At 36.2% G+C, this 12895-nt stretch carries 13 protein-coding genes; 7 read left to right on the top strand and 6 right to left on the bottom strand.

Annotated elements, in window-relative coordinates:
* Positions 1–178: 178 nt before the first annotated feature.
* The 6 genes from ychF to lolB form a co-directional block, all read right to left on the bottom strand.
* A complete protein-coding gene (ychF, locus tag KO527_RS17100; RefSeq protein WP_216041499.1) occupies positions 179–1270 on the bottom strand; it encodes a redox-regulated ATPase YchF in 1092 nt (363 codons plus the stop codon).
* 39 nt (positions 1271–1309) lie between these two features.
* Complete coding sequence (gene pth, locus KO527_RS17095) at positions 1310–1894, bottom strand: aminoacyl-tRNA hydrolase (RefSeq protein WP_354668631.1); 585 nt, start codon at positions 1892–1894, stop codon at positions 1310–1312.
* A 19-nt stretch (positions 1895–1913) separates the two neighbouring features.
* Positions 1914–2522 (bottom strand): 50S ribosomal protein L25/general stress protein Ctc, encoded by a 609-nt coding sequence (locus KO527_RS17090; RefSeq protein ID WP_216041498.1) that lies wholly within the window; start codon positions 2520–2522, stop codon positions 1914–1916.
* Positions 2523–2731: 209 nt separating this feature from the next.
* Positions 2732–3679, bottom strand: coding sequence for a ribose-phosphate pyrophosphokinase (locus tag KO527_RS17085; protein WP_042148709.1), 948 nt, complete (start codon positions 3677–3679; stop codon positions 2732–2734).
* A 95-nt stretch (positions 3680–3774) separates the two neighbouring features.
* Positions 3775–4629 (bottom strand): 4-(cytidine 5'-diphospho)-2-C-methyl-D-erythritol kinase, encoded by an 855-nt coding sequence (gene ispE, locus KO527_RS17080; RefSeq protein WP_216041538.1) that lies wholly within the window; start codon positions 4627–4629, stop codon positions 3775–3777.
* Complete coding sequence (gene lolB, locus KO527_RS17075; protein ID WP_216041497.1) at positions 4620–5201, bottom strand: lipoprotein insertase outer membrane protein LolB; 582 nt, start codon at positions 5199–5201, stop codon at positions 4620–4622. Before lolB ends, ispE begins: the two co-directional genes overlap by 10 nt.
* A gap of 144 nt (positions 5202–5345) precedes the next feature.
* Here lolB and hemA point away from each other — a divergent pair, with 144 nt between their 5' ends.
* The 7 genes from hemA (at position 5346) to KO527_RS17040 (ending at position 12892) form a co-directional block, all read left to right on the top strand.
* Entirely contained in the window at positions 5346–6599 is a 1254-nt protein-coding gene (gene hemA, locus KO527_RS17070) for a glutamyl-tRNA reductase (protein ID WP_216041496.1), read from the top strand.
* 31 nt (positions 6600–6630) lie between these two features.
* Positions 6631–7716, top strand: a complete 1086-nt coding sequence (gene prfA, locus KO527_RS17065) for a peptide chain release factor 1 (RefSeq protein WP_216041495.1) — start codon at positions 6631–6633, stop codon at positions 7714–7716.
* A gap of 17 nt (positions 7717–7733) precedes the next feature.
* Positions 7734–8600: a peptide chain release factor N(5)-glutamine methyltransferase gene (prmC, locus tag KO527_RS17060; RefSeq protein ID WP_216041494.1), complete on the top strand. Its 867-nt coding sequence runs from the start codon at positions 7734–7736 to the stop codon at positions 8598–8600.
* 25 nt (positions 8601–8625) lie between these two features.
* Positions 8626–10176, top strand: a complete 1551-nt coding sequence (locus KO527_RS17055) for a response regulator (protein ID WP_216041493.1) — start codon at positions 8626–8628, stop codon at positions 10174–10176.
* A gap of 24 nt (positions 10177–10200) precedes the next feature.
* A complete protein-coding gene (locus tag KO527_RS17050) occupies positions 10201–10575 on the top strand; it encodes a SirB2 family protein (RefSeq protein ID WP_216041492.1) in 375 nt (124 codons plus the stop codon).
* Between the two features lie 190 nt (positions 10576–10765).
* Positions 10766–11569, top strand: coding sequence for a tetratricopeptide repeat protein (locus KO527_RS17045; RefSeq protein WP_042148727.1), 804 nt, complete (start codon positions 10766–10768; stop codon positions 11567–11569).
* A 69-nt stretch (positions 11570–11638) separates the two neighbouring features.
* Positions 11639–12892: a DUF819 family protein gene (locus tag KO527_RS17040; protein WP_216041491.1), complete on the top strand. Its 1254-nt coding sequence runs from the start codon at positions 11639–11641 to the stop codon at positions 12890–12892.
* Positions 12893–12895 lie beyond the last annotated feature (3 nt).

Below are 12895 nucleotides of genomic sequence, written 5' to 3'. Positions count from 1 at the left end.
GAGTAATTTTATCTTGGTTAAATAGTCGGTTTGTTAATTTAATTGATTATAGAAGTGATAGTTGGTGTGAAGTTAATACAAATGAAAGTTAAACTTTTATGCGTAAACTGATATGCAGTCGATTAATATTTTAAGCATAAAAAAACCCGCATAAGCGGGCTTTTAAACGTTTGTAAAATTAAACGTTAAATAAGAAGTTTAATACATCGCCATCTTTAACAATGTAGTCTTTACCTTCTTGACGCATTTTACCTGCTTCTTTTGCTTTGTTTTCACCTTTGAATTCAATGTAATCATCAAAAGCAATGGTTTGAGCACGTATAAAGCCTTTTTCAAAGTCAGTATGAATTTTACCAGCAGCTTGTGGCGCAGTATCACCTTTTGAAATAGTCCAAGCGCGTACTTCTTTAACACCTGCAGTAAAGTAAGTTTGAAGATTTAATAAATCGTAACCACCACGGATCACACGATCTAAACCTGGCTCTTCTAAACCAAGATCAGCCATAAACTCAATACGATCTTCATCATCAAGCTCAGAAAGTTCTGATTCAATTGCTGCACATACAGCTACTACTACAGCACCTTCAGTCTCTGCAATCGCTTTTACTTTATCGAGATATGGGTTATTTTCAAAACCATCTTCACTTACGTTAGCAATATACATAGTAGGTTTGATTGTTAAGAAGTTGATGTATTCAATCGCAGCTAGCTCTTCTTTTGTAAGTTCAAGAGAACGTAAAATTAGACCTTCATCTAAATGTGCTTTAACTTTTACAAGTACAGCAGATTCAACTTTAGCATCTTTATCGCCACCTTTTGCTTTTTTAGCTATACGGAAAATAGCACGATCAGCGCTATCCATATCAGCAAGTACTAGCTCTGTATTGATAACATCAATATCGTCTTCTGGTTTTATATCACCAGCAACGTGTACAATATTGTCATCTTGGAAACAACGAACAACATGGCCAATGGCATCTGTTTCACGGATATTAGCTAAAAACTTATTACCTAAACCTTCACCTTGAGATGCGCCTTTAACTAGGCCTGCAATATCTACAAATTCCATTGTAGTTGGTAAGATTTTTTGTGGTTGAACAATTTCAGCTAATTGATCAAGACGAGAATCTGGTACAGGTACTACACCTGTATTTGGTTCAATCGTACAAAATGGAAAGTTAGCAGCTTCGATGCCAGCTTTTGTTAACGCGTTGAAGAGTGTTGATTTACCAACATTAGGCAAACCGACGATGCCACATTTAAAACCCATTTGAGGATACCTTTTATTTTGACAATCTAACCAATTTAATTATGGTTTGAATGAATGTAATCTGTTTTGTGCTTTTAGCACACCATCTTTCGCTAAAATTTCTAAACAACGTACAGCTTCATCAATAGCAGCATCCATTAACTCTTGTTCAGATTGAGGTGCTTTACCTAAAACCCAACCTGTCACTTGTTCGCGATGACCTGGGTGACCTATACCAATGCGTAGTCGCATAAAGTCTTTTTTATTCGCCATTTTGCTGATGATATCTTTTAGACCATTATGTCCGCCATGACCACCGCCTTTTTTTAATTTGGCGGTACCTGGATCTAAATCAAGCTCATCATGAGCAACTAAAATATTTTCAACGGGAATTTTAAAGAAATTTGCTAAACTACCAACTGATTTCCCACTTAAATTCATAAAAGTAGTCGGGATCAGTAGTTTAAATTCTTGGTTTTGGATTATCACTTTGCCAGTTAGGCCGTGATATTTAGGATCATGCTTTAATGTACAGTTATAACGATGTGCAATTTGCTCAATAAACCAAGCACCTGCATTGTGACGTGTTTTAGCGTATTCGGGGCCTGGATTAGCCAGGCCCACAAGCATTTGAATTGAATTCAAGGATAATTATCCTAAATTACTATTCAGCTGCTGCTTCTTCTTCAGTATCTTCAGCTTGTGCTTTAGGTACTTTGATGTTAGCTACTGCAAGGTCATGACCTTTAATTAGCTCAACAGAAGAAACGCCTTCAGGAAGTTTTACGTCAGAGATATGAAGAGTAACACCAGCTTCTAAAGCTGAAACATCAATTTCTACAAACTCTGGTAAGTCAGCTGGTAAACAGCTTACTTCGATTTCAGTTGCTTGGTGTAAAACTGTAGCACCAGTTTTTGCAATTGCTTCTTCACCGATAAAGTGAATTGGTAATTTAGTGTGGATCTTGTGGTTAGCATCAACACGTTGGAAATCTAGGTGAGTTACAACTGGCTTGAAAGGGTGACGCTGCATATCTTTTAAGATTGCTTGAACAGGTTCGCCAGCAATGTTTAAAGTAAGGATATGAGTGTAAAAACCTTCGTTTTCTTGTGCTTTGATTACAGTTTTGTGCTCAAAAGATAAAGATTGTGCTTCTTTATCAGCTCCGTAAAGGATAGCTGGTACTTTGTTTTCTTTACGTAGGCGGCGGCTCGCACTCGTACCTAGGTCAGCACGTACTTCAGCATCTAAAGTGTAGATTTCGTTAGACATTATTGTCTCCAATATATTTTAAAATTATGTTTAAACTCTTCGCGACCAAAGAGTCCACCAAAAATAGGCGCGCCATCATAACACTAGTGAAATTTAAATGTAATGTTTTTATTCAATAAGGGTTTTAAAAGTGAGAAGGGGCTTACGGGGAATAAAAAAAGCGCTGATTAATCAGCGCTTAATAAAGAATTTATTGTAATAAGACTTTATTATTGATCAAACATCGCAGAGATAGACTCTTCATTGCTAATACGACGGATCGTCTCAGCTAACATGTCTGCAAGTGTTAATACAGTGATCTTATCAATTGCTTTTAGCTCATCAGTTAAAGGAACAGAATCTGTTACGATAACTTCATCAATTACAGAGTTACGGATATTTTCCGCAGCTGCACCTGATAAGATTGGATGAGTAGCGTAAGCAAAAACACGTTTAGCGCCATGCTCTTTTAATGCTTCAGCAGCTTTACATAATGTTCCACCAGTATCGATCATATCATCAACGATAATACAATCACGACCAGCAACATCACCGATGATGTGCATTACTTGAGAAACGTTTGCTTTAGGGCGACGTTTATCAATAATAGCAAGGTCAGCATCATCTAATAACTTAGCGACTGCACGCGCACGTACAACACCACCGATATCAGGAGATACAACAACAACATCATCAAATGATTTCTGTTGCATGTTTTCTAACAGTACAGGCGTACCAAAAACATTATCAACAGGAACATCGAAGAAACCTTGGATTTGTTCAGCATGTAAATCAACCGTAAGAACACGGTCAACACCTACACTAGATAAAAAGTCGGCAACAACTTTTGCAGTGATAGGAACACGAGCAGAACGTACACGTCTGTCCTGACGAGAGTAACCAAAATATGGAATAACAGCTGTAATACGACCAGCAGATGCACGACGAAGCGCATCAACCATAACGATTAATTCCATTAGGTTATCATTAGTAGGGGTACAAGTAGACTGGATGATAAATACATCCGAACCACGTACATTTTCATTGATTTGAACTGCGATTTCACCGTCACTAAAACGACCTACTTCCGCTTGTCCCATTTCAATATATAAACGTTTGGCAACTTTTTGAGCTAACTCAGGTGTTGCATTACCGGCGAAGAGCTTCATGTCTGGCACAGTAGATTTCCTCAGGCACTGACTATTGGGTTTACCGAATATAATTTATATTAAAGTTTAAACTTTGATATAAAGCTACAAAACGGTCGGGTATGTTACATTTTTTTTGCGTTGATCTGCTTATGTAAAGGCGAAATCATTGCACTTTTGGCTATAAAACCTTGCCAACAATTGGGCAAAGCCTCCAGAACGCTTTGTGCTTGAGCTTGTGTTTCAAAGCTAGCAAAACAACATGCGCCTGTGCCTGTCATTTTCGACGGGGCGTATTTTAACAACCACTGGAGGGTTTGATCAACCTCAGGATAGTATTTTTTAACCAATTCTTCGCAATCATTGTCAATTTTAGACATTTGCCAGTCATCTTTGAGCTTTGGAGTATCACGAGGGATGTCTGGATGGTTAAATATTTTAGCTGTACTGATATGTATGTTTGGATGAACAACAACATACCATTGTTCTTTTAAATTCACAGGTTTGAGCTTTTCACCTATACCTTGTGCGATTGATGCTTCACCTTTAATAAATACAGGCACATCAGCGCCAAGTTTAATGCCTATTTCACACAGCGCGTCTATTGATAGATTTGTTTGCCATAATATATTTAAAACAACTAACGTTGTTGCTGCATCTGATGATCCGCCACCAACACCTCCGCCCATAGGTAATATTTTATCTAATGAAATATTTGCACCTAAAGTGCAGTTAGTTTTATTTTGTAATGCTTTAGCGGCTTTGATTATTAAATTATCTTCAGGTGGTACATCACATAATTCATCAATAAGTGTGATTTTTTTGTTATGAGTTACTTCAAAATTTAGATTGTCGCCATAATCTAAAAATACAAATAAAGTTTCAAGTTCATGATAGCCATCTGGGCGGCGTCCATTTATGTGTAAAAATAAATTTAATTTTGCGGGGGCGATAAAAGTCATATTTGTATCTATTTGCATTGATTGAACTGCCATGAATGAATTTGCATTTTAATTTTAAGATCGTTTCTTTCTAAATTAAGTTTAGTAGGTAACCACACACCATTATTTTTTACATAATTGTTATATGTCACTTGCCAAGTATCGCCCTGAGAATCTTCAATTGTGGCTACCATAATACGCTCGAAGTCATCATATTTAATATGTGAACTGTCTGGGCGACCTTTTAACCAATTAGGCGCATCATTAACAGGGAAAGATAAATCGGTGAGTCGATTTAACATGTTTTGAGCATTTTTATCTCTAAAAGTTTTACTATCATAGTCAAGTTGCGCATGTGAATTTGTTTGCACCAAAGACAATATTTGAGTACCAATGAAAGTAGTGAGCTTTAACTTATAATCAGGCGTGCTGCTATCTCCATTATTTTGCCAAGTGAAATTAGCTGAATGGCGTTCTTTTTTGCTAATAAAAGCCAATTTACCGTTTGCTTTCCAGCTATCTTGATTGTCTAAATGGGCTTGCCAATCAGAAAAAATGGTCTGCTTATCGGGTATTGTGCTGGCACAGCCCGAAATAAATAAAAAAAACATGAGCAAAATCAAATATAATCGCATCTATTTGTGTTCCTTCCTTTCCTTATTCGAATGATTTTCGTAAAATTCGTTTTCTATAAGTTCTATTGCGCACTTTAGAAAGTGTACAATTATAAATATCGTTTAATAGGTCTTTTTTTTATGAATCTGGTTGTACTAGGTATTAATCACAAAACAGCATCAGTAGATTTACGAGAAAAAGTAGCTTTTTCTGTAGAACAACTGGAGTGCGCTTTGAAGCAAATGCTTAATTCTTCAGAGTTTCTAGAGACTGTGATTGTTTCTACCTGCAATAGAACCGAAATCTATTGTAGCCTTGAGAGCGATAATTCCCAAATATTATTAGCTTGGTTAGCTGATTTTCACCATTTAACGGAGACAGAATTAAGCCAACATACATATTGTTATACAAATGAAAAGGCTGTTTCACATTTAATGCGTGTTGCATGTGGGTTAGATTCCTTAGTGTTAGGTGAGCCGCAAATCCTTGGCCAAATCAAGCAAGCTTATCAAAATGCAAAAAACCAATCTTGCGTGGGTGTTTTACTTGAACGTTTATTTCAAAAAACATTCTCAGTTGCAAAACAAGTCAGGACAGAAACAGATATCGGTGCCAGTGCTGTATCTGTTGCTTATGCCGCAGTAAGTCTTGCAAAGCATATTTATGGTAAATTAGATAAAATTAAGGTGTTATTAATTGGCGCAGGTGAGACAATAGAATTAGTTGCGCGGCATTTACAACAAAATGGTTGTGAAAATATGACCGTAGCTAACAGAACTATTGCACGCGCACAAACTGTTGCGGATGAATTTGGTGCTAATGTTGTTTCTTTAGCACAAGTGCCTGAACAATTGATACAATCTGATATTGTGATCAGTTCAACAGCAAGTACTTTGCCCATAATAGGTAAAGGTGTGGTAGAGCAAGCATTAAAAGCACGCCGTTATAAACCAATGCTTTTTGTAGATATTGCAGTGCCAAGAGACATTGAAAGCCAAGTAGGCGAACTAAATGATGCCTACTTATATACGGTTGATGACTTGCAAGCAATTGTAAATCAAAATGTGCAAAGCAGATTAAAAGCTGCTGAAGAAGCTGAAGAAATTATTGTTTTGAAAGTAGCTGAATTTGAAGTTTGGCTCAAATCACTTGATTCTGTTGACTTAATTCGAGAATACCGCATGCAAGTTAATGGTATCAAAAATGAATTAGTAGAGCGTGCAACAGCACAGCTTGGAGCAGGAAAACCTGCTGAAAAAGTGATATTGGAATTGGCTAATAAATTAAGTAATCGTTTAATGCACGCACCAACGCGCTCTATTAAACTGGCTGCTGAAGATGGGGAGCTAGCCCAGTTAGTCCAATTAAAAAATATTTTAGGTATAGATGATTAATCATCAACAAAAGAATAGGCAGTTAAAGTAAATGAAAGAGTCGGTTTATCATAAGTTAGAAACAATTGAAGAACGTTATGAAGAGGTTCAAGCATTATTAAGTGACCCTTCAGTGATCAGTGATCAAAATCGTTTTCGTGAACTGTCTAAAGAGTATTCTGAGTTAGAAGAAGTTGTAAAAACATTTTTAGCTTTTAAAGAAGCGCGTGAAGATATTTCAACTGCTGAAGAAATGCTGAAAGATTCTGATCCAGATATGCGTGAAATGGCGCAAGAAGAATTTAAAGCGGCTAAAGTAGAAGTTGCAAAATGTGAAGACCAATTGCAAGTATTGATGCTTCCTAAAGATCCAAGAGATAAAAATAACGTATTTTTAGAAGTAAGAGCAGGTACTGGCGGTGATGAAGCGGCTATTTTCGCAGGTGATTTATTCCGCATGTATAGCCGTTATGCAGAAACTCAAAAGTGGAAGTTAGAAGTTGTAACGACTAATGAAGGCGACCATGGCGGTTTCAAAGAAGTCATCGCACATATTACGGGTGATGATGTATACGGTAAATTGAAATTTGAATCTGGTGCGCACAGAGTACAACGTGTTCCAGAAACTGAATCACAAGGTCGCGTACATACCTCTGCATGTACTGTCGCTGTAATGGCTGAAATCCCTGAAGCAGAAGCGATTGAGATAAAATCTTCAGATTTAAAAGTTGATACATTCCGTGCATCTGGTGCCGGTGGTCAGCACGTAAATAAAACCGATTCTGCTATCCGTATCACACATATACCAACAGGCGTTATTGTTGAGTGTCAAGATCAGCGTTCACAACATAAAAATAGAGCACAGGCTATGTCTGTTCTTGGTGCACGTTTACAACAAGCTGAAGATGAAAAACGTCAAGCAGCTGAAGCAAGTGAACGTCGTAATTTAGTAGGTACAGGTGATCGTTCAGATCGTATTCGTACTTATAACTATTCTCAAGGTCGTGTAAGTGATCATAGAATCAACCTTACACTATATAAGCTACATGAAATTATGGCTGGTGATTTAGGCGCCGTAATTGATCCATTAGTACTCGAAAACCAAGCAGACCTTCTTGCTGCAATGGGTGAACAATAATCGTGATTGAAAACAACATGACGATTCAAAAGGCGTTGGCTGCTGCAGCCAACGCCTTTTTGGCTTTACCAGAAGATAAAAAATCAGATACCATTAAATTAGATGCTGAAGTTTTATTATTAGCCTGTATTGATAAAACACGCACTTATTTGTTCACTTGGCCAGAAAAACGACTAACGGACGAACAACAAAAGTGCTTTTTTGAAATGGTTGAAAGGCGTAAGTTAGGTGAACCTGTCGCACACATTGTTGGTTTTCGAGAGTTTTGGAGCCTGCCTTTAGAAGTAAATGCACAAACTTTAATCCCACGACCAGATACAGAAACATTAGTTGAGCAAGTTTTAGCACTTGAAATAGACCGTGATATTTCTTTACTTGATTTAGGTACTGGTACTGGCGCAATCGCATTGGCAATTTCGAGTGAATACCCAAATTGGCATGTGACTGGATGTGACAGAATACCTGCGGCAATTGAATTGGCTGAACGTAATCGTCAAAGGCTTAATACTGATAATCAATTTGATAAAGTACAATTTATTCAAAGTAATTGGTTTAGTGCTTTGAAAGATCAAAAGTTTGATGTGATAGTGAGTAATCCACCTTATATAGAGCCAAATGATCCGCATTTGAATCAAGGTGATGTCTGTTTTGAACCATTGAGTGCATTAGTAGCACAAGATGATGGCATGGCCGATCTAAAGCATATTATTGCACAAGCAAAGTCCCATCTAAATGAAAATGGTACGCTATTATTAGAACATGGTTATAATCAATCTAAACTAGTAAGTGATTTTTTGAGCAAAATGGCTTATAAAGGTATTAAGACCTTTACTGATTTATCTGGAAATGATCGTATTACAGTTGCACAGTTAGGCACTAAGTAGAGTTCAAGTTATAAAGGAGTATCAAATGGCAGAAGACTTTTTATTTTCTAATGAGCCTGAAGAAGAAATAGAAACCATTGACCAAGGCACATGGAAACTGATTATTGTAGATGATGAATCAGAAGTTCATGCAGTAACTAAACTTGCGTTGAGTGATTTTAAATTTCAAGGAAAGGGGCTTGAATTTTTAAGTGCTTATTCAGGAAAGGAAGCGCAGGAACTGATTGTTCAACATCCTGATGTTGCGATTGTTTTACTTGATGTTGTTATGGAAACAGATGACGCAGGTCTTAAAGTTGCTCAGTTTATTAGAGAAGAAGCCAAAAACAATCATGTCCGAATCATCCTTAGAACAGGACAACCAGGTCAGGCACCTGAGCGCCAAGTAATTGTTAACTACGATATAAACGACTACAAATCAAAAACAGAACTCACAGCACAAAAATTGTTTACTGTTGTTATGTCAAGCCTACGCTCATACCGTGATATTTTATCTATAGAGCAATCTCGTCAGGGACTTGAGAAAATAATTATTGCATCAAGAGATATTTTTTCAGCTCATTCGATGGAGAACTTTATTTATGGTGTTATTCAACAATTAACTTCAATTATTGGCACTGTTGATGAAGCTATGTATGCAACAACATTAGTTGCAAGTAATCCAATAGAAAATGGTAATGAAAATAAATTAATTGTTTTTTCAGGGCAAGGTGAATTTGAAGAATCTGAAGGAAAATTGCTTGAAGAGGTACTGACAGGTGATCAGCTAAATGCATGTAAACAATCCTTAAGAGAAAAAAGCATTGTTTATAAAGATAATTATTTATTTGCTTATTGCTCAAGCGAATGCAATCACAATTCAATGCTCTATGTTTCAGGCGTGCCAAAAACACTGACACCTTCACATAAACATTTAATAGAAATTTTTGCTCAAAATGTACAAGTCGCCTATGAAAATATTCAGTTGCAATCAGAAGTTGAAGATACGCAACGAGAAATTGTTTATAGACTCGGAGAAGCTGTTGAACAACGCTCTAGTGAAACGGGTAATCATGTTAAACGCGTTGCTCATATCTCATGTAAACTAGCTAGTTTATATGGTTTATCTGATGTCGAAAGTGAAATATTAAAACATGCCGCACCTTTACATGATGTCGGTAAAATAGGCATTCCAGATACCATAATTCATAAACCTGAAGGCCTTAATAGCGATGAATGGGATTTGATGAAATCACATTCTGAGAAAGGCCATCAAATTTTGAAAAACTCACGTCGTTCAATTATTAATGCTGGAGCAATAATTGCGCGAGATCATCATGAAAAGTGGGATGGAACAGGGTACCCACGTGGCATAGAAGGAGAGAAAATACACATCTATGGCAGGATCGTTGCCTTAGCGGATGTTTATGACTCATTAAGGCATAATAGATGTTATAAAGAAGCCTGGGATTTAGATAAAACATTGAATGAAATTCAAAAACAAAAAGGCTTACATTTTGAACCTAAACTCGTAGATTTATTAACGAGTAATATTCAATTTTTTGAAAAAATATTAGTAACAAACCAAGATAGTTAAATAACAAAGGGGCAGTTGAAGTAAATGAGTTATATGGCAATAAAACATATGCATCTAGCATTTGTTGTTTTAAGCATAATATTATTTTATGTAAGAGCAATATCGAGAATTAATAATTGGCAACTAGCAAAAAATAAAGTTTTATTTATTAGCAGTCATATTGGAGATACCGTACTTTTAATTAGCGCGTTTTCTTTGGTTTATATGGCAGGACTCAATCCTTTAGAGCACTCATGGTTATTAGAAAAAATAATCTTTGTTATTGGCTATATTGGGTTAGGTTTTATTTTATTAAAACAAGAAACTAAAAGTAAACAATTTATGTTTTTAGGCTTATGTACAGTATGCCTATGTTTAGTTGGATATTTAGCGGGTTCTAAAAACGCTTTTATTCTTTAAGTCTATACAAATAGCGATTGGGTGATTATTTCAGTCGCTAGTTTCATTTTTACATTTCAAATCCCTTCCATAAACAAATATTTCTCTACTTGTTTAATTGATGAAGTGGTTAATTACTTATTCCTAATGAAATTGCAGCCAAACATAGGTAAACTATAGTCCTTTTGAGATTTATAGAGTTGTACAGGTATTGAAGTCAGATATCTGGTTTGATGATCATGAACAAGATTATGATCAACTAGACCCAATACATGCCTGCTTAAAAGCAGAGCAAAGATGGCTTGCGATAACAAATGTTAGAAAATATTTACAGATATTGGATGACCTTGTAGTTGAAGCTAAACAAATAGTAAGCGCTTGTAGTACAAAACATGAAGCTTTAGATACTATCGTCGATCATTTTTATAGTGACTGGACCTTTAGTGGTACTAGTCAAAAAATTGAAGAAACTAAATTAAATAGCTTGTCATATTCTTTGGTTTATCGAACGGGTACTGATTTACCATTAGCACTCATATTGAAGCATGTCTTATTTAATCTTGATTTTGATGTGTGCATCGTGGTGTTTGAATCAAGTTTGATGCTTAATGTAAAAATGAGTCAAGATGAAGGTTATTTAATTGATCCAGCTTCGGGACAACAATCTTGGTACTTAAAGCCTGAGAATCTATCAGTTGAAGAAAATTCTGATTCATTTCAAATTGTGCCAGAAGATAATTTATATAAATTATTTTTAGCTCATCAAAAATGGGCATTTATTTCTGAAAATAAGCACTATCAAGCACTTAATTGCATTGAACTATTAATGACAATTACAGGAGATGATCCTTATGAAAGAAGAGATAGGGGTTATTTGTTAAGAAGCATAAATTGTTCTCAGATGGCCAGAGAAGATTTAGAGTATTTTATTAGTGAATGCCCTGATGATCCTGCAATTGAATTGATTCAAAATCAGCTTGAAGAAATGGAAAATAATATAAATACAATCCATTAAAAACTAAACCATATAAATAGGTTGTTAAAGTTAAAAATGGGATTAATCGAAATATAATTAGGAGAGAAAATGGCTGACACACACTCAGCTCTGATCACGAATGATGCTGTTGTTCTTGGTTTATTAGCAATTATTTTAGGTTTTATTTTTAAGACATCAAGTAGTCAAAATTCGTTTTGGGTGAAGTTTTACAAATATGTCCCAGCACTATTATTATGTTACTTTTTACCTTCGCTATTAAATACGTTTGGCATTGTCGATGGACACAGCTCAAATGTTTATTACGTCGCATCACGATTCTTATTACCCGCTTGTTTAATTTTATTAACTATCAGTATTGATTTAAAGGCGATTCTTAATTTAGGACCTAAAGCCTTAATCATGTTTTTAACCGGTACTTTAGGCATTGTCATAGGTGGCCCCATCGCGATATTAGTGATGAGTGCAATCAGCCCTGAAATTGTAGGCGGACATGGTCCAGATGCCGTATGGCGTGGCATGACAACCGTTGCAGGTAGCTGGATTGGTGGCGGTGCAAACCAAGCTTCAATGAAAGAAATGTTTGAAGTAGGTGGTGATATCTTTTCGGTCATGGTTACTGTTGATGTGATCGTTGCAAATATGTGGATGGCAGTTTTATTATTAATGGCTGCTAACCATAAGAAAATAGATGCAAAAACGGGTGCTGATACATCTGCGATTGAAGATTTAAAGACTCGCGTTCAAAAGTATCATGCTGAACATGCGCGTATGCCAACTTTAAATGATTATATGACAATCATTGCTATTGCTTTTGGTATTACCGGTTTTGCCCATTTTGCTGCAGATATTTTAGGCCCATACTTTGGCAATAACTTTGCTTGGGCAAGTGAATACAGTTTAAATAGCAAATTCTTTTGGCTAATCGTGATTTCTACTACCATAGGTATTAGCTTATCATTTACTAAAGTGCGACATATCGAAGCATTTGGTGCATCAAAAGTCGCTTCAAGCTTTTTATATATTTTAGTTGCTTCTATTGGCCTACATATGAATGTAACAGCGATGTTTGATAATCCTGGCTTATTTATTGTTGGCGGTATTTGGATGTTGATCCACGCAAGCTTAATGTTATTAGTCGCTAAACTAATCAAAGCACCACTGTTTTATATGGCTGTTGGCTCACAAGCAAATGTAGGCGGAGCAGCATCGGCACCCGTTGTTGCAGCGGCTTTTCACCCATCACTTGCGCCAGTAGGTGTTTTATTGGCTGTATTAGGCTATGGCGTAGGCACATATATGGCTTATATTTGTGGACTAATGATGCAAGCAGTTGCACCTTAAGGA

The organism is Pseudoalteromonas sp. C2R02 (assembly GCF_018860845.1).
Taxonomy (GTDB): Bacteria; Pseudomonadota; Gammaproteobacteria; order Enterobacterales; family Alteromonadaceae; genus Pseudoalteromonas.
Note: the sequence above shows the minus strand (reverse complement) of the source record. Positions and strands in the feature narration are given on the sequence as shown.